11 protein-coding genes and 1 pseudogene are annotated in these 21,687 nt (G+C 49.9%); 8 read left to right on the top strand and 4 right to left on the bottom strand.

Annotated elements, in window-relative coordinates:
- The first annotated feature begins 20 nt into the window (after positions 1 to 20).
- From H8L47_RS25405 to H8L47_RS25390, 5 genes are all read left to right on the top strand, one after another.
- Positions 21 to 6,989: a beta-ketoacyl synthase N-terminal-like domain-containing protein gene (locus H8L47_RS25405; protein WP_186956497.1), complete on the top strand. Its 6,969-nt coding sequence runs from the start codon at positions 21 to 23 to the stop codon at positions 6,987 to 6,989.
- Positions 6,982 to 8,130, top strand: coding sequence for a Gfo/Idh/MocA family oxidoreductase (locus H8L47_RS25400; protein ID WP_186956495.1), 1,149 nt, complete (start codon positions 6,982 to 6,984; stop codon positions 8,128 to 8,130). Before H8L47_RS25405 ends, H8L47_RS25400 begins: the two co-directional genes overlap by 8 nt.
- Positions 8,127 to 9,836: a thioesterase domain-containing protein gene (locus tag H8L47_RS25395; protein ID WP_230413905.1), complete on the top strand. Its 1,710-nt coding sequence runs from the start codon at positions 8,127 to 8,129 to the stop codon at positions 9,834 to 9,836. The genes H8L47_RS25400 and H8L47_RS25395 overlap by 4 nt, the downstream gene beginning before the upstream one ends.
- Positions 9,827 to 10,522 carry a 4'-phosphopantetheinyl transferase family protein gene (locus H8L47_RS30345; protein WP_329605494.1) on the top strand — a complete coding sequence of 232 codons (696 nt, stop codon included), beginning with the start codon at positions 9,827 to 9,829 and terminating at the stop codon, positions 10,520 to 10,522. Before H8L47_RS25395 ends, H8L47_RS30345 begins: the two co-directional genes overlap by 10 nt.
- A 339-nt stretch (positions 10,523 to 10,861) precedes the next feature.
- Positions 10,862 to 11,272, top strand: coding sequence for an energy transducer TonB (locus H8L47_RS25390; RefSeq protein WP_186956492.1), 411 nt, complete (start codon positions 10,862 to 10,864; stop codon positions 11,270 to 11,272).
- Between the two features lie 305 nt (positions 11,273 to 11,577).
- Here the strand turns inward: H8L47_RS25390 and H8L47_RS25385 are convergent, their stop codons facing one another.
- The 3 genes from H8L47_RS25385 to H8L47_RS25375 form a co-directional block, all read right to left on the bottom strand.
- Positions 11,578 to 12,837, bottom strand: coding sequence for a type II toxin-antitoxin system HipA family toxin (locus H8L47_RS25385; protein ID WP_186956490.1), 1,260 nt, complete (start codon positions 12,835 to 12,837; stop codon positions 11,578 to 11,580).
- Between the two features lie 16 nt (positions 12,838 to 12,853).
- Positions 12,854 to 13,153 (bottom strand): helix-turn-helix domain-containing protein, encoded by a 300-nt coding sequence (locus H8L47_RS25380; protein ID WP_186956489.1) that lies wholly within the window; start codon positions 13,151 to 13,153, stop codon positions 12,854 to 12,856.
- A gap of 468 nt (positions 13,154 to 13,621) precedes the next feature.
- Positions 13,622 to 14,149 carry a helix-turn-helix domain-containing protein gene (locus tag H8L47_RS25375; protein WP_186956487.1) on the bottom strand — a complete coding sequence of 176 codons (528 nt, stop codon included), beginning with the start codon at positions 14,147 to 14,149 and terminating at the stop codon, positions 13,622 to 13,624.
- A 493-nt stretch (positions 14,150 to 14,642) separates the two neighbouring features.
- On the opposite strand from H8L47_RS25375, the gene H8L47_RS25370 reads away from it, so the two are divergent.
- A complete protein-coding gene (locus tag H8L47_RS25370; protein WP_186956485.1) occupies positions 14,643 to 16,043 on the top strand; it encodes a Fic family protein in 1,401 nt (466 codons plus the stop codon).
- 31 nt (positions 16,044 to 16,074) lie between these two features.
- The gene (locus H8L47_RS25365; protein WP_186956483.1) at positions 16,075 to 17,268 is read left to right on the top strand and encodes a tyrosine-type recombinase/integrase; all 1,194 of its coding nucleotides are present in this window, start codon (positions 16,075 to 16,077) and stop codon (positions 17,266 to 17,268) included.
- Positions 17,269 to 18,879: 1,611 nt separating this feature from the next.
- Here H8L47_RS25365 and H8L47_RS25360 read toward each other — a convergent pair.
- Positions 18,880 to 19,053 carry a hypothetical protein gene (locus tag H8L47_RS25360; protein WP_186956481.1) on the bottom strand — a complete coding sequence of 58 codons (174 nt, stop codon included), beginning with the start codon at positions 19,051 to 19,053 and terminating at the stop codon, positions 18,880 to 18,882.
- Positions 19,054 to 20,805: 1,752 nt separating this feature from the next.
- Here H8L47_RS25360 and H8L47_RS29935 point away from each other — a divergent pair.
- Positions 20,806 to 21,687 (top strand): annotated as a pseudogene (locus tag H8L47_RS29935) (IS3 family transposase); the annotation flags it as partial.

The following is a 21,687-nucleotide window of genomic DNA, read 5'->3' as shown; positions in this document are numbered from 1 at the left end:
AATCGAAGTTAAGGATACTTATGAATACAAACGATCAAATCAATTCAACGACAATTCCAAACTATGGTGACAGCATGCCCGTCGCCATCATCGGTGCTGGCTGCCGCATGCCACGGGCAGATGATATTTTTGAATATTGGCGCAGACTGGCAGATGGTGAAGAACTCATCGACTTTTTCGATGCCGAACAATTGGCTGCCGCCGGTGTTGACCCTGCCCTGCTGCAACGCCCCGCGTATGTGCCAGCCGCAGCGGTGGTGGCACATGCAGACCGTTTTGATTGGGGCTTCTTCGGTTATTCACGCCATGAAGCTGAATCCATAGACCCACAGCAAAGACTCTTCCTGATGTGCGCATGGGAAGCGTTGGAAATGGCAGGATATGCGCCCGATGCGCTTACAGCCAAAGGCGACGAGTTAAAGATAGGTGTGATCGGTGCATGCAAAATGAGCAGCTACCCAGCAGCTTCTTTCGACAAAATGGAAGAAATCGCCTCACCATCCACTTTCGCCCGCCTGCTAGGCAACGACAAGGATTATCTTGCCACCCGCGTATCCTACAAGCTTGGGTTGACTGGCCCCAGCATGACGGTGCAGACCGCTTGTTCTAGTTCGTTGGTGGCGATACATGTGGCTTGCGAACAGATTGCCAGCGGTGAATGCGATATGGTCTTGGCGGGCGGTGCTGGTATAGGTTTTCCGCAAGAGTCTGGCTATGTACACCGAGAAGGCATGATTTTTTCCAAGGATGGCCATTGCCGCCCGTTTGACGCAGAAGCAGGTGGCACCACGATAGGCAATGGCGTCGCCGTGGTTTTATTGAAATCACTGGAGCGCGCTCTTGCTGACGGTGACCCGATACTGGCCATTGTCCGTGGTTCTGCTGTCAATAATGATGGCGCTGGCAAGGCAGGCTATACCGCACCATCTCCAGAAGGCCAGGCACGTGTCATCAACGAAGCCCTGGTCATGGCAGAGGTAGACCCAGCCAGCATTGGCCTAGTCGAAGCTCATGGCACGGCCACTCCTCTAGGCGACCCTATAGAAGTGGAAGCCCTGACCCGTGCCTGGCGCAAACATACCAATGCCAGCCAATATTGCGCCCTGGGTTCAGTCAAATCCAATCTGGGCCATCTGGACACAGCAGCAGGTGTCGCCAGTTTCGTCAAGGCTGCGATGGCCTTGCATTTTGGCCAGGTGCCACCCAACCTGCACTACGAACAGGCAAATCCTGCCATTGATTTTGAGAACAGCCCTTTCTTCGTCCCGCAAATGCTCTTACCCTGGCCCCTGGATCACGGTCCGCGCAGGGCCGCTGTCAGTGCCTTTGCAATCGGTGGCACGAATTGCCACGCAATACTGGAACAAGCCCCGGCTCGTGCCACATTGACGCCTGCAAACGGAGCGCCAGTGTTCTTGCTGCTCAGCGCCCGCAGTGAAGCTGCCTTGAAAACACTGGCACAGCGCCATGCATGGCGTCTGTGTGAATGGACTGCCGACCAGTCGCTGGCGGATTATTGTGCTACCAGCGTCCATCATCGCAGCGTCTATCCATATCGCCTGGCACTGCTGGCCAATGATGCCGACAGCCTCATCAGTTTGCTGTATGCCTTCATCGACGGCGACGATACAAAAACCAGAAAACTTCAACACCACCGGACCCATGCCTGGATCGCCAATGCGCTGCAATCAGATAATGATGGGCAGGCCCTGCTTGATTTTGTTGCGACGCAGGCTAGTGCTGAACACCCATCCTGGGAACAGCATCTTGTTTGCTCCATACGCCCAGTTGCACGTGCCCTGTTGCCAACTTGCCCTTTTGAAGGTGAGCGTTGCTGGTATACCAAACCTGGCCCCAGTCCGGTAGCAATAGGCAAGGACGATCATACGACATGGCAAGCCATGCGCGATGCAGGTCATCAATGCGCGGCAGTATTGGCCGCTGATCTGGATTTGTCAGGCCTGCCACGTGAAAACGAAGGTGTTGACGCCCTACATGCCGCTTATGTCGGCCAGGCATTTGCGACACTGGGCATATTTAATAACAATGATGACTGGATGGACGTAGAAGCTTGCCTGCAAGCCACGGGCGCACCAATCCGCTTCCATCAGTTGTTTGCACGTCTGTTGCGCGATCTTGCTGATGCTGATCTGCTGGAAAGGCGTGGTGAAGGCGGACAGTTCAGTTATCGCCATCTGCGCACAGACTGGCCAGATCCAAGTTCCTGGCTGGTGCTGATGCGTGAACTGGGTTATCAGCAACTGGCTGATCTGGTTGAGCGTACAGGCCCGCGTCTGGCAGATATGCTGACTGAAAAAGTGGACGCAGTCAGTATCGTTTTCCCAGGTGCTGCCACTGACGATGTTGAGCATATGTATCAGGACCAACCATATTCTGTTTACCTGAACAGTATCGCCGCAGCTACGGTCGCGGGCTTGGCGAAAGCACATGGACGGCCGCTGCGCATACTGGAAGTGGGTGGCGGCACTGGTGGCACGACGCGCGACATACTCGCGCAATTGCCTCCCGGCGCTTGCGGGTTGTATACCTTTACTGATCTAGGACCACTATTCCTGCAAAAGGCACGCAAGAAATTTGCAGCATATCCATTCATGCAGTACCAGAGTTTTGACATGAATGGCCCAGCTATTACACAAGGTTTGAAAGCTGGCAGTTATGACCTGATCGTAGCGGCCAATGTATTGCACAATGCACCTGATCTGCGAGTCATGCTGGCCAACCTGGCTACTGTACTGGCTCCGGATGGCGTGCTGATGATGCGCGAAATAACCACACAAAAAAAACTGTTCGACTTTGTCTTTGGTCCTTTGGTTCCTGCGTTATCCGACAGTGAGCAACGTGATGGCGAATTGTTTGCCAGTCGCCAGCGTTGGCAGCAGGCACTGACAGATGCCGGTTTCGTACAGACCGATGCCATGCCTGCGGAAGACTTACCCACTTATGCATTGGGTGAACAGATATTGCTAGCCCGTTGGCAGGGCATAGCCAAGGATAACGCGGCGACAAATACTGCCGTCCCCAATCCAAATATCGGCCATTTGCTGACAATACCAGAACCAACTATCGGTAAAGTCATGGCAGCCATATTGGCCTGGTTGCCACTAACTAGCAGACGCCAGTTGAAAAACCTGCGCTGGCATCTGGATATCAGCAATGCCCCCTCTCCTTTGCAATTGGCATTGCACTATAGTGGCGAGAGCTTGCATGCCACGGTAGCAGATACACGTGGCATGCAGCAAACTTTGTTGACTGCCGCTGTGTCAAGTCCCCGCACATTGCGCAGGTATGACAGTCAGACCGCTGGGGGAATGCATTTAGATCCGTCCAACCAGACATTGTTTGACCGCGTCATTGATGCTTTGAGCGACGATGCATCCCTGTTTGCTGGCATGGACAGCCTGTATTGGTCCACATCTACCGACAATCTACAAAGCCTGCGCCTGCATATCATCGAACATGGCTCTGTTGTGACTGACACCACAGGCCAGGTGCAGCTTGATCTGCGTGGAGTAAATCTATTGCGCCATCCTGCTTCCCTGCCGTCTTTGTGGTGTAACGAAGGCGATGCCGAATTGTTTAGCTGGCAATGGCAGCAGGTAACTGTGACCAATCGGTCCTTACCATTGCCACGACGTGTGCTGTACATCAGCGATGACAATCAATCTGAATTCAGTCATTTACTCAGTAATGCTGATGTTGCTTGCAGCCTGTTAACTGTAGCTGAGCTTATGGATAAAGAAGCACTGAATACACTTCTGAGTTCAGATACTGCGTTTGATGCGGTAGTGTACAAACCCGCCCCGGTGAAAAGTCTCGATAATGCTACATCGCTCTTTGAGGCCATGGGTGTAACACCACTGTTGAATCTGATGTCGACATTGGCAAAACTGCCAGCCGTGCCAACCCTACTCCTCCTCAACCCGCAAGCCTATGCAATCACAGAGACAGAGTTTTGTGTTGCTTGGCCATCCGCAGGCACGAGTGGATTACTGGCAGTAGCACGTCAGGAAATGCCAACTCTGCATTGCACGCAACTCGATGCAGCAGATGCCAGCGCCGAGGAACAAGTGCAAGTGATCTTGCAGTTGCTGAGGGATACCCAATTAAAACATGCACCTGTAGTCGCTGTTCGGGATGGAGTTATATATCGTCAGGAACTGACACCTACAACCCTACCTGCTGCGACACCCCTGCCCCAAGGTCGTCATGTCCTCATAGGTGGTTTATGCGAGTTGGGGCTGGAACTTGCCAACTGGCTGGTTGCCAAGGGCGCTCTTGACCTCGTCTGGCTGACACGTCGCGCACCAGACATCAAAGAAAGGCAGGCGCTGGACATGCTGCGGAGCCAAGGTGTCGCTATTCACATCGACGCCCATGCCGATGTCACCGACGCCAAAGCGATTACAGCAGCACTGCGACGACTGGCAGATGGTCCACCACTAGGCATCGTGTTCCACCTTGCAGGCGTGCTCAATGATGCACCACTGAGCGCGGTAAAAGCTCAAGACTGGGAGGCCAGCTTGTCTACCAAGTTGCGTGCTGCCTTGCACCTGCACGCAATGGAAGCAAAATTGCAACCCGCCCTGACAGTCTACTTTTCTTCCGCAGCCAGTGCATTTGGTCCGACAGGACAAGGTGCCCATGCACTAGCCAATGCCACACTGGAAGCCCTGGCAGAGCATCGCAACCGTGCTGGCAACGACACCGTGGCACTGGCCTGGGGTTTCTGGCGTGAAATAGAGAGCGATAAACGCCAAGGCCTGGCAGCTTATCTGGCCGAACGCGGCATGCTGGGCATGTCCAATGCCCAGGGCTGGGCCTTTTTGACCAGTGCCATAAGTGGCAATGCCTCCGTTTACCTAGCCTGCAATGTCGATTGGAAACGCTTTGCAGCACAAGCGACTCCTGTGCAGCAAGCACGTTTTGGCGCTTGCTGGAATACTGCCTCATCTACTGCAATTACGTCGAAACCGGTATTGGCAGAACAGTCAGCTATGCCCCTGCTACATCAATTGCGCCAGCATATCGCTGGCGTGCTTGGTTGCCCTATTGATCAAGTGAATGAAGAAAGCAAACTGGTGCAAATAGGATTGGACTCATTGCTGATGCTGGACCTGACCGAACAACTGAAACAAAAATATGGGTTGACCGTTTCAGCGGAAACCCTATTCAAGGCCGATACCCCCAAAACACTGGCTACAGCATTGCAACTGCAAATGGATGGCCAAGCCGATCCATTAGCGACCTTACTGCAAGCAGAAGTTGCCTTAGCTTTGCCGGCAGCCCAGCAGTATTTGCGCAGACGCCTGAGCAGCCTGTTGCAATGTAGTGAAGCGGACATGGATGCAAATACCAAATTGGTCGAGATGGGATTGGACTCTTTGTTGTTTTTGGAGTTGAGCGAAACCATACAGCAGGAACTAGGCTTCAAACTGTCTGCCGAAGTGGCATTCCAGGGCGGCAGCATAGCAGCCTTGGCAAAAATACTGGTGCATGCACTCCATCCCAATCTGGATACAGCAAGCAAAGACCCTGCAATATCAGGATTGCGCCAGGCTTTGATGGAACTGGAGCAGCGTGAAGGCGGCTGGTTGGGAAGCAACGGTGATGTACTACCGCGACCAGGTAACAAGCAGCAAACACTGACAGGCTTACGCAAACTACGCTGGCAACTACGTAACAAAGATCTTCCACAACAGTTGTATGTGGAATTCGATAAGCCAGGCAATTTTGATCTGGCAGGTTTTGAACGTGCATGGCAGTTACTACTGGACCGCCACGCTGCACTACGAACGACTGTAGATGCCCAGGCAAATCTGCATGTCATGGAAAAAGCACCGCATTACGCGGTGCAGACATATGACTTTCATGGGCTGGCATCTCAACAAAGAGATGTAGCATTGGCAGCCCTTCGTGAAGAGGTGACAAATGCAGTCAGCGATCTCGCGGTTTGGCCGCATTTCGACTGGCGCGCTAGCAAAATTAATCTGGAAAATAAGGATATCCTGCGCATACATTTACGCATAGATACCACGCTGACAGACATAGAAAGCTTCCGCATCATGCTGCGCGAACTGCATTTGTGGGTCCTTGATCCGCAGCGACGCCTGCCTTCGCTACAATTCAGCGCCAGTGATTATTATGCATGTGAACAAGCCTTGGCTACGACCACGGTTCATGCAAAACAGCTGTCGACATATGGCAAGCTGCTTTCTCAACTACCACGCGCGCCATCACTAGTAAAAGCTGGCGCAAAGGAGCTATCTGGCAACCAGATAGCAGTATGGCGTGAAGCCCTGCCCCGCGCCAGTTGGCTAGCATTAAAGGCAACTGGCGCGAAAGCGGGTCTAACTGGAACAGCTGTCATGCTGGCAGCCTATGCCACTGCTATTGCCGCATGCTCAGAAAGCCCCGACTTCATTCTGCGACTCGATTACCCTGACCGCAAGCCCCTGCATGCACAGATAGGCAATATCATGCTCGATGCCGTTGACAGCGCCGTGATTGCTTGCCATACCAATGTCGTCAGTTTCATGGCTTTGGCACAAGCATGCGCTGAAGGAATTCAGCAAAGGCTGGCAGTTGATTTGCTGGATGGTGCCAGTGTGTTGGCTGCTTATCAGACAGCTGGCTTGGACCGCCCGGCTTTGCCAGCTATCGCCATGACCAGTCTGCTGGGTGTGCGCACTACCTATGCCATTCCTGAAACATCAGACCCTTTGCTGGGTATGCCAGCCTATGAAATCGCAACGCAACCTGGAACCGCACTGCACTTCCAGGTTTTGGAAGAAGAAAGTGCGCTGCTATATAACATCGACTTGCATACTGGCTTGATATCCAAGGAACTGGGTAGTACCCTGATGCGCCATCTGGGCACTATCCTGCAGACATTAGCCACATCACCAGCCGAATGGAACACCAGGCCACAAAGCTTGCTGATAGCGAACAAAGAGGCGCCACGTGGCTGATATCCTCAACATCGTCGTCTGCGGCACCCGGTTTGGTGAGCATTACCTGGCGGCTCTTACCTGTGCCGAACACCTGTGGTCTGTCCGGCCAGCACAGCTGCCACGTTATCGGCTGGCTGGCATTGTGGCAAGAGGTAGCGCCCGCTCACGGGCACTGGCTGCCAAACTAGCGGTGCCGCTGTATACCGATGTTGCACAATTGCCCAGCAATATAGACATAGCCTGCGTAGTGGTGCGCAGTGCCATCGTCGGTGGCGATGGTTCCTCACTGGCACGTTCGCTGCTGTCAAAAGGCATACATGTATTGCAAGAACATCCCGTGCACCCGACTGATATCGTGCGCCTGCGTGCTCTGGCAGCACAACAGGGCAAACGCTACCACGTCAATACTTTTTATCCACATCTGCCTGCTGGCAAACGCTTTATTGACTATGCAAGGCGCAGTGCCTCAGAACGCCCACCCGCTTTCATAGAAATAACGACGAGCTTGCAACTGCTGTATTCAAGCCTGGATATTGTTTGCCGGGCCTTGGGTAAATCCACACCTTTTGCTTGTTCAGAACCACTTGTAATGCAGGGGGCACTTGCAGATTACGCCGCGCCATGGCCCTTCCGTGCGATACAGGGGCTTATAGGTGGTGTGCCATTTTCACTGAACCTGCAAACCTGGCTGGACCCACATGATCCTGATCACCATAGTCTGGTGATGCATAAAATAGCCATAGGTGGCCCTGAAGGTAATGTCTTGCTGGCCAATAGTTATGGGCCGGTAGTCTGGAGCCACCCCATCTATGCACCGGACTATGAACGAGATGATGCCCAATCTTCTTACCTCCTGGTTGCGGATCAGTTTGCAGAAAGTCGCTTCAACCACCAGCCAACCGCGAAGATATTTGGCAAGCCACATGGCCCAAGTCTGACTGAAGCCGCTGCGCATGACTTCCCCCTTGCGATCCATGCAGCGCTCGATGAGTTGATACAGGATGACGCTCCGGTTCATCAAGACCAGTGGTGGCAAGCCCATGGTGCTGCCTGGCTGGGCATCATGCGCGCGGTCGGCCCGGCAAAGATGACTAGCTGCTCACCGCCGCCGCCGCCCTACCCTGACCCTGTGAGCTACGCAAAGGAGTACCAGTCATGAACCAAGCTGCAATACAACCTCCACGACCATCATCATCAGCGACGCTGGACCGCAATCGCCAGGCGTATGCGGGCCTGGCAGAAGTGCTGGAAAATGCCGGTCTGGCAGAGCATGCGCTTTACTTAAACTGGGGCTATGCACCGCAAACCGGCTTGCCAGACTGGGCATCAAACGCATTGTCAGCAGGAGAAACCGGCATGGCACAAGCACGTCTGATACTGGAAGTGCTTGGTGATACCCAATTGGCAGGCAAGCGTGTGCTGGACGTAGGTTGCGGTCGTGGCGGTGCACTGGCCCTGTTGGCGCGCTTATATCCTGATGCCAATCTGGCTGGCGCCGACCTCAGTGCAGCCAATATTGCTTACTGTCGCAAACGCCACCAGCATGCCCGTCTGCGTTTCCAGGTAGCAGATGCTTGCCGTTTACCGTATGTAGACCAGAGCGTGGACGTTTTATTGAATCTGGAGTCATCCGGTGCCTATCCCGATCTGCCCGCCTTTTTTGCCCATGCTTATCGCGTACTCAAACCCGGTGGCCGTTTTTGTTACGCAGACGTGCTCGCAGCCGATAATCTGGAAGCTATACGCCAGGCATTGCTGGAAATCGGTTTCGTGTTGGAGCGCGAACGCTCGGTCAGAAAGCAAGTATGTGCTGCCAGAACTGCCAGCCCGTCGGGTTTATGGACAAGGCTGGACAAGGCACTCGATGCCCTCGACAAACCTGGTTTGCGGGCTGAACTCGAACGCTACCTGGCACAGCCCGAATCCGGTCTGTTTCATGCATTGCAGGATGGACGAGCTGATTATCATATCTTTCATTTTCGTCGTGCCAACGCTCCAGCTGGCAAAGTCAGCCACGAGATTGCAGCACAACTGGCTGAGCGCTCTGCCAGACTTGATCAACTGGAAAATCCGGCGACTACTACACCGTCAGTGTCCGCATGGTTCCCGTTCACGGCCCCTGATGCTATCAAAGGTTATAACGTGTTCGCTCTGCCATATGCTGGTGGCGGTGCATCCGTATATCGCCAATGGCAACTGGCCTCCTGCAATACTGAGGCTGCCTGGCGCGTATGTCCCTTGCAGTTACCTGGCCGCGAAAGCCGCCTGACAGAAGCTGCCATTAACGACATGGATGTCATGGTGGACCAGATTACCGCAGCCATTGCCCCCTACGCCCACTTGCCATGGGCTCTAATGGGATGTAGCCTAGGATGTAAAATTGCCTTTGAAGTAGCACGCCGCTTTGAGCATATGGGAAGAAAACCAGCACTGTTATTCCTCATGGCCTGTCCTGCTCCCAGCCTGCCATTAAAGCGCCGCGTATCCGACTACAACGACCATGACTTTGCTGGCGAAGTAAGACACCTCGGTGGTACACCCACAGAAATCATGGCAGACGCTGAAATGATGCGCACCATCATGCCCATATTGCGCAATGACAGCGCACTGGCCGAAGGCTATACCGCATCAAATGATGACAAGATCAATTCCCCCATAGTCATGGTCGCAGCCAGCGATGATCACCTCGTCACCGTGGAAGAAGCTCGGCGCTGGGGACGTCACGCCGCTGCCGGCTTTGACTGGCGCATGGTAGATGGCGGTCACTTTTTTTTGCGCAAACGCCGTGTTGAGTTATTAAGCTGGCTGGCAGATGCACTCCGAGCCAGTGAAAACCAAATCAACGAGGCTGTGCTGTGCCAATAAGCGTATTCACAATTGGCCAGCTTGTCCCCACTCTCAAGCTGGCAGAAAAAGAAATACTCGTCATACTGGCACAGCGCCATTTGGCTGAGACATGCTCTTTGGATATGCTGAGTCGAGCGGAACAGGCCAGATATCATGCCTACGTCTTTGAACCAGACCGTCAACGTCACTTGTTAGCGCACAGCCTGAAGCGACAGATCCTTGCATGTCTGACAGATCAGGCTCCTGCCAGGCTTGAGTTCCACACCGGCCAGGCAGGCAAGCCCTATCTGGCCGATGGGAAAATGCATTTCAACATATCCCATAGTGGCGACTGGGTAGCCCTCGCTTTCAGTGCCGATCTTCAAGTTGGCATAGACATAGAACAGGCTAGAGATCTGGATTACGGCAAATTGCTCACTCAAATCGCCCACCCTAAAGACGAACTCCCACCATCCAATCTAACCACAGAACAGCGTTTTCTCGCCAGTTGGGCCATGAAAGAAGCAGTCGCAAAGTGCTCAGGAGAAGGACTATCCATGCACTTCCCCTCACTATGCTTGAATCCCGATGGAACTGGCAGGTATGTTTGCCAAACATCGGATGCCGTCTGGCATGTCTGCCATTTCGTTCATAACGACACGCACCTAGCGGTAGCCAGCCAACAAGCACACCAAAACTTACGGGTTGTCCAGATGCGGATATAGGTGTTGAGTTGCAATAAAGAAAATTTATCAATCAAGAATTAATGCGAATTCCTTGGGCAGAACTTCGTCTTTCTTTTGTATCGAGCGACTGCGTGCAACATTTTCGCGATAATAGATTCAGAGTTTAGGAGGAATTTTTATCTGGCAAGGCTTTCTGGCGGTTTAGAAAGAGAAAATAATAGAAGTGAATGTTTCACGGTTGTCATAATGTCATTAACATGCTTTTTCGAGTTTTTTATGAAGGCGGCAAAATAAACACAGCAATATTAAAAGGCACCATTAAACTGATCGCCCCTCAACATTTTAGCCGAGAAGATTTCTTTTCGAAATTGCAAGAAAATGAAGAAAATTTTACTAACCGTTACCTTTCTGTGCGCTTGTGCTGATAGTTTTGCTGCTACTGATGAGCAGTTATCGCCTAAATCCAACCAAGCAATGAAGCCTGATTCTCCAGTATTTCCAAAGACGCAGATACGGGCACTTCGTGCGAACAGCAAAGATTGCCATATAACTTACCCGCCTGAAGCGGTTTCTGATAACGCAACCGGAATAACTCGCATGCAACTACTAATTGATCTTGATGGAAGTGTAGTTGATAAGAAAATTTATGCGTCGAGCGGGTTTAGGATACTTGACTCAGCAGCATTAGATGGCATTGGTAAGTGCAGGTTTGCACCAACCAGAAAGGATGGAAAACCAGAAAGGGCATGGGCCTATATAGAATATCGCTGGAATTTGAATGAGGACTAGCGAATTAAATTAACCGACTAGCTACCGCAGAACTGAAAAACCGTTCTGCGTTAACATCAAATTTAACAGTGTTCAATTGCGTGCAAACTCATTGCAGTTTCAAATTGATTAGAAACCCAGCATAAATTAACATTACTAGGTGTTTAAGCCGAAGTGCTTCTGTCACGTTATTGATCAGAAGGCGAAATTTTCCTGCGATGGGATATCGCCCCCTCATACTGGACGAACCATTCCCGCCATCGCATAAAATTGGTAAGTGAATGACATCTCCTTGGCACCGTTGCTCGCTAACTGGCCCTTACTACCTAAGACCCTCTGGAAATATTCGATGCCGTCTCTGCTGCGTCAGCTGCGGTAAAACAACTAGCGAGCAAATGAATATCGTTTTCCGACACACCAGATTCTCTAAATATCTGCCTCCAGTTTGACACTGCTTCTTTGACCTCGGAAATGATCTCTTTGGCCGTTTTATCCTCAAGGAAAAAGCGGCGGCATTGGGACAATGCATTCATCATTGTACTTGCTGCACCAAACGCCCCAACACCAATGGACTGTGGCATGTAGGATGCGCCAATATGTGGGAGCAAATCGAAGGCAGGTGAAAGCCGATATTGATTGTTCTCAGCCATGAGAAAGCCATGATTGCGCAGATGATCGTCCACGTTGCCGATCAAAATATTAAACACCATGCGGCGAAATAATTCATGTGAGTCAGCAACTGCAAACGGATTGAATGGACGCGTTATCTCCGCAATTCCAGCGTATGAAAAATTGGTCTGATATTCACGTTGATCATTGGAGAGAGCTCCAATATTAAGAAGACTGTGAGCACTAATGTAATGAATTCGATGCCCGTTGTCAGTGCGATCAAACCGTTTCACAAGTAACGCAGGTCTCCCGGCAATAACAAGTTGTTCAAAATCAGGAACTTCAATTTTTGCCAGATACGCAAGACGCATGGACGCATATTCGACCGTTGATACATCGAACAAATCATCTTGCTTGTTGAATTTAGCTATATGCTCGTAGCCGTCATGCATGACCACAGTCTTCGGACGAACGCCACCCAGGCTTGCGCCTGGCAACACAAGGCGTAGGATGTATGGATCTATTTCTTTGTCGAGATTGTCGATTGCTTTTATAAATCGTGCATCGAGTTCATCCAAAGAAACTGGGATGATTGTGGGACTGGGGGCTTCATTTGGTGATCGTGAAAATGCAAAGCAGCCAGCTCCATAATGAAATGATGAGAGTACCCAGTCGACTGGAGTGATAGGAACGGGTTTCTTCGCTTGCTTGCAAATACTAATCGTCAGGCGTTGCCCCCATGTGTTTGGACCTGCATCTGAAAGAACACCAAATGATCCGTCTCGATGCACAGGTACCATCAACCTTTGCGTAGTCAAGGGTAAATTGATTGGATCGAACGAGAAAGCATCATCCGTCGAACTCGTAAACCGAGCTCCATAAACAAAATGGCCCTGCCCATCTTCGTCAAGACCAAATTTCGCAGCAGCGACAGGATTGTTTGGATCCTTACAAACGAAGACCGTGCATTCAGTCATAGATGGCTAATGAAGGTTAGAAGTTTCTATCAAGTTCCGGAATTTTCTTAGCGGCAGGAATTGCCTTAGCTGGACTGCTGATTACCGCCTCAATATCTGACAGGAAACCTAAAGCCTCCAGGACCGCCAATAAAACTGCAAAACTCACACTGGGATCGCCGGCCTCAAGTCGGGATAGTGTCGTCCTGTGAACGCCGCATCTGTTCTCGAGGTCATTAAGGGTAAGTCGCTTATGTTTGCGCGCAGCCCGTATTCTCTCCCCTAGCCTCTGAAAGCTTGCTTCGGCACTTAAGGAAGTGTGATATTTTAGTCGCATGTATGCATCATATCATGAGTATAGATGCATATATATGACTTTGTTATTGCTTTGATGGTATCAATAGCAACTAGCCCCCTGTCTTTGATTGTAGTAACCCGATATTGCTCACGTTCACGCTCCAAATAATCGGACTCATAGAGTTTAGTCGACTGCACAACGGTTCCGGCGCGTTTATCGTGCTCTAAACGACGGTGCATTAGGAAACGCCCCCAACGATCAGGACTTGCGCCAGAAAAACTGCATGTCTGGATCGACCTTCTGGCGGATATAGAGGGCCTGTGAAGGCTTGTAAACGTGGGTCACGTTGAACATTCACAAGCGTTGGGTGTGTAAGGGCCTCGTCATCGAACTAAAACTCGAAGAGTTCTTGGCTACCACTTCGACGGGTATTCAGGAAACCAAGGCGTAGCGGCTTTTCCGAACCTTCCCAATCTCCATATACCGCGATCCGTTGTTGAGCCATCTCTATTTTTCTTTTTTAGGTGAAGCGATCAAGTTGGATAGCGCACTAGAACTAATGAATTTACCTTCATTTGCCCAATTCGTATGATCTTTGTTGGTAACGCTGGTTTCTTGGGATTTACGCGGCTTGTCCAATGCGCTATCGGAAGCCGCCAGGCGCTTCATTTCTTCATAGTCAGGCCCAAAGGTGACCTCACGGTTCTCTCCTATTAATGTCCTACTACGCACACCAGCTACCCGTGGTGCAGGAAGGCGTGAATCCTGTAATGATCGTCCTATGGCATCGACTTGTCCAAGCAAGCTTAGATCTTGCTCAATTCCAAGCACCTGCATTACTGCCAGATATGCGCCTATGGTAACGCCTGAGCCACCTCGCTCTACACTACGCAATGTCATAGGTGCCATTCCCGCACGCTCACAAACTTGTTTAGCTGATAAGCCACGGCGTAGCCGCGCTAAACGCAGACGCTCTCCAAATTGCTGCAACAACTTGTCAGAGTTGGGTAATAAAGTAGAAATTTTCTGAGCCATAATGCATTTAATTTAGATCTATTAGCGCATTTTCGCTAGAATATTTACATGTTATTTTAATAGCATTAGCGCCAGTTATTAAGGAAAAATCCAATACTTTAGTAAATGTAGGAGTCAAATTAACAGCTCCGCCTAGACCTCACAAAAATCTAGAAACCATTCCAGCACGCAAACAAACTTCTTCATCGATATGTCACTGTGTAAATACGCTTAACGAAAGCGCCTTTGAGCAGAAACAGCAGTTTATCAACTATAAAAAAACATAATCTCTTAACACTATAATCTGAATGTCTGAATGCAGGGAACGTGGCTCACGTTCTCCATGAAAGTGATGATGCAACGCAAGCGCGAGAGTTTCATCTGCTCGGGCATCACAAATATGTCACTTTGACATTTCTGGCCACCAATCTGGCACATAAAATGGCACAAATTAATTTGCGCGCCACTTTATTTGGCGCGATAATGGCATGAACAGCACTATGCCAACCCCAAAATGCCAAAACCCACCCTCCCCCAAGAGTTAGATCACCTGGTTGAGCTGATTTCCTTGCACGACAACGGTATTGGCATGGACGCCCTCTTACAAGCCCTCAGTGATCAAATCCCACGCCGCACCTTACAGCGCAGGCTGGCTCTCCTCATAGACCAAGGCCGCATCCAATCTAGCGGTGGAAGTCGTGCACTACGCTATATGCGCCGCCAAATGGTGCCAGAAGCATCAAACGACAACCAGGTCACGACGGCAGGCAAGGCATCTTCAGAGATGTATGTACCCACTTCTCCAGAAAGCGAAAAGATTAAAGCCTTCGTGCGTCAGTCGCGTCACTTACGTACACCGGTTGGCTACAAACTTGAATTTCTTGAACAGTACCACCCCAACCTGACAGCTTACGTCCCCCTGGGCCTGCGCGAACAACTACACAAGCTGGGACGTTCACCAGCTGAACAGGCCCCCGCTGGCACTTTCGCCCGTGACGTGCTGAATCGCTTGCTAATCGATCTGTCATGGGCCTCTTCACAACTCGAAGGGAACACCTACAGCCGTCTCGATACAGAACGGCTGATCGAATTCGGCCAGGCCGCCGAAGGTAAGAATGCATTTGAAACTCAGATGATCCTGAACCACAAAGAGGCCATCGAATATCTGGTGTGCAATCCAGAGCATGCACAACTCAATACGGACACGATTATTGCCTTGCATGCTTTCTTGTCGGATGGATTAATGGCTGATCCTTCGGCTTGCGGCCGTATCCGTAGCCGCGCCGTAGAAATAGGCGGCAGCGTGTATTTGCCTGTCGCCTTGCCGCAGCGACTGGAAGAATTATTTGGCATCGTCATCAAGATGGCTGCGGAGATACAAGATCCGTTCGAGCAAGCATTTTTCCTGATGGTCCACCTACCCTATCTGCAGCCCTTTGAAGACGTTAATAAACGAGTCTCAAGGCTGGCAGCCAATATTCCTTTCATCCGCCACAACCTGTGTCCTCTGTCCTTTATCGATGTGCCGCAGCAAGCCTATGTCGATGCCATGCTTGGGGTGTATGAACTTAATCGCATCGACCTTTTGCTCGATGTTTTTGTATGGGCATATGAACGTTCCTGTCAGCAATATGTCGCCGTGAAACAAAACCTGGTTCCACCAGATATCTTTCGCCTGCGCTACCGCCAAGCGTTGGCAGAGCTTGTTGCCGCCATCGTTCGCAGCGATGCATTTGCCACAGAAATCGTCGTACGTGCAAAAATACCTGCTCAGGTTGCAGAAGCGGACAAGGATCATTTTACCGAACTGGCGCTGGCAGAATTCAAAACCCTGCATGCCGGCAATGCTGTTCGTTTTGGTCTCAGACCTCTGGAGTTTGCGGCCTGGCAGGAGAAACATGGCGGTGCATCGTGACTGAGACCCACTTTATGGCCGAGCAAACGAATTGACCAAACCTATGCCTGACATCGACAAATCCGCTACTCCCGAGCCCTTCTTTGCCCTAAGCAAACTGGAAAATGCCCCCGCGTCCACCCTCGACGGAACATCAGGCATCAACCGGGCAACGTTGACACCATGGATTACCGCAAGTAACGATTCAGAAGCCATCAAAGCCTGGTTACGGAATTTTGATGCGGAATCACATACCTATCGTGCCTATGAAAAGGAAGCGCTGCGCCTGCTACTGTGGGCAGTCCTGGAACAAAAAAAACCCTTATCCAGCCTGGTGACAGATGATTTTGAGGACTACTTCAAATTCCTGGCCAATCCACCGACGCACTGGGTAAGCACGGCCAGAGTAGAAAGAGAATCACCAGAATGGGCTCCCCTGCGTGCCCCCCTCAAGCCAAGCAGTATCAAACAAGCAAAGGTCATCTTAAACGCCATGATGATCTGGTTGGTCAACGCCAGGTATCTTGCCGGCAACCCGCTGGCCATCGTCCGCCAGAAAAGATCAAGTCAAATCAAACGCCCTAGCCGTTATTTGCCAATGACCACCTGGGAATTCTTTTGGGATTGGCTGGAAACCTGGCCGGAAATGACCGACAGGCAGCAACGCGACAAACTGCGTATTCAAATGCTCTTCAGCCTGCTGTATGTCACTGCTGCGAGGCTCTCAGACGTGGCACAGGCGACCATGGGTGATCTACGTCAGGATGATGATGGTTACTGGTGGTGGCACGTCGTAGGTAAAGGTGATAAAGAAGGAGAAATCCCGATTACGCCAGAACTGCTGGGCTGGATTAAGCGATACAGAATATTGAACGGACTAAGTCCCCTGCCCTCCCCTGGAGAAAAAATAGCACTGTTCTTCCGTAGCAATGGACCAAGTGAAGAACGGCTTAGTGACAGTGTTATTTACCGGACAGTAACCAAAACCATGCGCAAGGCAGCGGCCGAGGCTGATATCCGGGAACAGTTTGATATTTCAGCACGGTTACGTGACGCCTCTACACATTGGATGCGGCATACCGCCCTCACCCACCAGGCACAAGCCGGTATGAACATCGTGACGATTAAGGCGAATGCGCGGCACAACTCAATCGCTACTACCTCGAAATATCTGCATGATGAGGAAAAGCTTCGTCACAAAGAAAATCGCGACCAGGTGCATATCCGTAAATCCCATGGCGACTAGAAGGCATGTAAGTGCCTGTTAACGTCCAGTTCGTAATAGCTATCTGGTCAATACTTGCACGTCCAATAAAAACAATGTTATTATTTTTAAGCCTTGAAAGGCATGAAGTTCACAAGTAGCCTCCTAAAGCAAATGTCGAAGAATACCCATCCCTCTGATTTGGATGGTATTAACGTCCTCGCAACATCCCCTCCTCCTCATTAAGAGGTCACCGTTCATCTATAGCCATCTATTGATGGGCTGACGCTTAAGCTTTTCACCGCCGTTTACCGGCACCAACTCCACAAAATACCCTCGGGAACAATCGCTCCCGTCGAATGCATTGTTTCCGCGCCTTTCAAAACGAGGAAATAATGATCCAAGCAAACCTTAAACTGAACAGGGCCATCCCCATTCCTATTTGCTGTGATATGTTATCAAGGTTGGGATATGAACCTTTCAAGATGGCAGCATAAAAAAAGAGCTTTCGCTCTTTTTATCAATTTCTCTTAGTGGTTTTTTATTCGATTTATTCTAGTAGAATAAATTTTGATCTAAAAACTATTTTCACTTCTTTGTTGGTCTATATCATTGGTAGTCACCGTATAGTTCAAAACTCAATTTTCAAAATTATTCTAGTAGAATAATTTCAAGCGGTCTTGGTTCCGACTTTTTCTGCGGCCGCAGAAAAAGTTGTCGCTTTATGTGAATTGGCCCAACTATTCAGAGTAACTAACCTGGTACTGGAATGCTTCTGTTTCGGGTCGCGTATCACATGGAATATCAAATCTCCCGTGAATATATGTCAGCAGCCAAACCTTAATAAAACCCGTCTCTCATTCAAAGCGTCGAATCGTTTGGTAGACTGCTCAAACAAAATTATATTGTTCTAGTGTTGCGTTCCATGTTGAAACTTCTGTGCGATTACCTCCAGCAGTATAATTTCATTCCTATACTCACCTGAATCTACTAGTTCTATAAAATGCGTGAGGAGGGATACAATATTGTTTTTATATTTTTCATCTTCCGTTGCTCATGCCACTTTCTTACATTTCCCAAGTTATATGTATTGCAGCATTTCACTAGTAAGAAGTTAATCATAACGTCCGCTGTCAACATCTATGTTCGTCCGGTAAATTAAAAAAGTCGAAGATGTAACTACCATCCACTAAGTAAAATTAGAACCCTTGGACCAGGCCTGACTCATCGTAAAGCCAAGGTAGGCACGATGGTTCATCTCTGATCAGCAGCCTTTCGGCTCTGCCTCCTAGTTAAAACTATATTTAGGGATAGAGGCAGTGTCCCAACTTGTGATTCCGCGTGAAACCATGGTCGTAGCACTGAGTTTGGGGTAATTACACTGGCGATCCTGACTACGTTTCTACCAAACCGTTTAGCGCCACTTAACGAAAATTCGATGCTTTCATGACAGTTCTAAACGTGGTTAGCTGCCTATATACGGCAGGCTGTCGCTATGCCTATTGTCTATTTTTTTGATTCCCTATCGCGGCATGTGATGCCAGCGGCATACCTTCGATGATATTTGTTGAACGACCTATGCAAGTAATCACGCATTAATTTTCTTCGGCTTTGATAACTAGGGCGTGTTGACATATCTTTTAGACAAAGTGTTCACGCCATATCGCGGCCTGGCAAGGCCTGTGGTGCGGTCAGGACTGGTGCCCCTGACACGACGCAGATTCTTCCAAACCCTGCAGTCCAGCGTGTGGTATGGTGGTGCCGCCTATGCGGCACTTGGAGGGCATGGGCCAGAAACCTCGCCTGGCCTTGTTGTGTGTCGCTCACTTGGCTCTCCAAGCAGTGCTCCGCACGCCTAACCAGAAGAGGTTTCTCAACCATTCACTTAACTAAAAGATATGTCAACACATCCTAGATTATTCTACTAGAATAATAGCGCCATTTCGTTGGCTCATAATTACCCAAAGAAGAACGATGGTGCATGGTACTGAAATATTGGTTATTCAGATGCAAAGCACATGTAACGACAGATATATTCACCGCCACACATGTTTAAGCCTAATACTCATGGAACATAATACTTGTTAGCCCGATTAATTTGGAGTCTGAACAATTTGAAGGCAATGGAAACAACGATGCAAAATAGGCAAAAAATGAAGAATGTGCGTTGGAAGTAAGTTTCATACATCAATAGCAACCGGTGCACATGCTCACTAAAATGACCCGGACCCAAAGTCACCCGGTACCAATGAAATAAGCAAGCTCACAAAGTAGACAGTGGCTGCCAGGCAGCAGCCATAATCCATAGCGATTGTGGGATGAACAATTTATCAGCACTGTTGAATCCCGCTCAAAAGAACAAAGCGCCACACCCGCTAATATTCATGTCAGATGCCTTGTAATGTATGAATTGTTACCCTGACGCACTATAGCTTCCCCAGTGCTGATCCACCAGAGTGTTTAGATCTTTACCAACGGTTCCCGCTTATGAGAAGTAACAAATCACCAAATTGATAGGAAACTTACAGCAAGAGGGGAAAACATGTGACAAAACTGCTGCGTGGTTCGTTGCGCCCCTGGAATGCTTGGCGTCGTGGATCAGCACCGCAGTAGCGGGATTGAGAAACGGGACCATCTAAAAACGACATCCAATATTTTGCAAATACAAAAGAGCTGGTACGCGTCTAGCACCATGCAGCACAGAACCTGTGCTGCATGGCCACGTCTAAAAGCCTATGGGCATTGACTCAGAAGTTCGATTCAGCAGCTTTCTAGCCGGAAAAATACCAACACTTGCGCACAAGCTTTTCGAGAAAGAGCCTCACAGTGCGCAGTGTCAATTCAATGAACTACATTCCGCTGACTTTTCCCTTCTGCTGATATTGCTACGTTTGGCCCAAGGGACACGACATCCGTATGACTATACATATTGCATGTTCTAAGCTTCAATTCAGCGACATCAACGAAGACAAACCAAGCTCAATCGCCTATATGACCAATTGGCCAATACCTCCAAACAAACATGGTGCCTGCGCGAGAAGTATCTCCCCACCATGGTGTGCTGTTTGGGTACTTTCAAGTTTGCAGTAGTCAATATTCACGGCGGTAAGCTGCTCAAACGGGAATATGGCGGGGCAGCTGCTTTCTTATTAAACACAGATCCTGACATTAAGAGGGCACAACGTATTACAAATCTACAATGGTAAAGGTGAGCCAGCCCGAACTTCACATAAACATAGAAGTTATCTGAATATCCCTGGAGCATCGATTCCGCGTTCAGTCGATCCCAGTTGAGACGACAGCATTCATATTTAAGCTTGGCACAGCACTTACCAATACGCGCCCAATATTCGGTCCAGATGCACAGAGAACATCGTTCATTCGTTTTTCGGGTCATTGCAACTTGTGACATGGAAAAATGGCACCCATTCGCACAGAACCTAAGCTTATGTGAAGCCGCTATATCAACACTACTGCTGCTAATGCCCGAAAATCATTAGACAGCCACCAAACAAAGCCTGAGGTATCCTGATTTTTTATGACATTCCTGTTTGTTAAAATAAACGATCAGGAGAAATAATGAAACAGAAAAAGAGATATACACCGGAATTGCGGGAAGAAGCAGTGAAACTTGTGCTGGCACAAGGATTGACACTAGAGGAAGCGGCATCTCGTATCGCCATTCCGAAAGGGACTTTGGTTGGTTGGGTGAATGCGGCCAAGAGTGGACAGACACAGAAGACAGCCCCAGGAAGTCGCACGGTGCCGGAACTCGAAGCGGAAGTCGCCAAACTGCGCAAGGAGCTGGCCCAGGCAAAGATGGAGCGCGATATCGTAAAAAAGGCGGCAGCGTACTTTGCGCAGGAGTCGCTGCCAAATACGCGTTCATGAAGACCATGCGACTCGATTATCCCGTTGCCAGCTTGTGCCGCAGCTTTGGCGTCTCACGCAGTGGTTTCTATGCCTGGCTCAACAGTATCCCGTCGGAACGTGCCAAGGCGGATGAACGTCTCAAGCTGGCCATCACAGCGGTTCACAAGCAAAGCCGGGAGACTTATGGTCCCCTGCGTATGCAACCGGAGCTGGCAGCGCAAGGGTTTAAAGCGGGTCGTGACCGTATTATTCGATTGCGCCGGGTGCTAGCACTACGTTGCAAACAGAAGCAGAAATTTAAGGCGACAACCAACTCGAATCATCAATTTCCAGTTGCAGAAAACCTGCTGAACCAAACATTTACTCCACGCAGTCCAAATGAAGTATGGGTGACCGATATCACCTATATCAGCACTGGAGAAGGCTGGCTTTATCTGGCAGGAATCAAGGATGTCTATACTTGCGAGATTGTCGGCTATGCCATGGGAGAACGCATGACACAAGCCTTGACAGCAAAAGCATTGTGGAAGGCTGTCAGCAATAAACGACCACCGCCTGGTCTGATTCATCACTCAGACCGTGGTAGCC

It is taken from the genome of Undibacterium umbellatum, from assembly GCF_014284125.1.
Taxonomy (GTDB): Bacteria; Pseudomonadota; Gammaproteobacteria; order Burkholderiales; family Burkholderiaceae_D; genus Undibacterium; species Undibacterium umbellatum.
This window is presented reverse-complemented; position numbering and strand designations above follow the sequence as displayed.

Coding starts and splice junctions, on each gene's coding strand:
- H8L47_RS25395 (WP_230413905.1), top strand. CDS start 8,127: ATGAACCAAGCTGCAATACAACCTCCACGACCATCATCATCAGCGACG.
- H8L47_RS25370 (WP_186956485.1), top strand. CDS start 14,643: ATGCCAAAACCCACCCTCCCCCAAGAGTTAGATCACCTGGTTGAGCTG.
- H8L47_RS25405 (WP_186956497.1), top strand. CDS start 21: ATGAATACAAACGATCAAATCAATTCAACGACAATTCCAAACTATGGT.
- H8L47_RS25390 (WP_186956492.1), top strand. CDS start 10,862: ATGAAGAAAATTTTACTAACCGTTACCTTTCTGTGCGCTTGTGCTGAT.
- H8L47_RS25380 (WP_186956489.1), bottom strand. CDS start 13,153: ATGCGACTAAAATATCACACTTCCTTAAGTGCCGAAGCAAGCTTTCAG.
- H8L47_RS25375 (WP_186956487.1), bottom strand. CDS start 14,149: ATGGCTCAGAAAATTTCTACTTTATTACCCAACTCTGACAAGTTGTTG.
- H8L47_RS25385 (WP_186956490.1), bottom strand. CDS start 12,837: ATGACTGAATGCACGGTCTTCGTTTGTAAGGATCCAAACAATCCTGTC.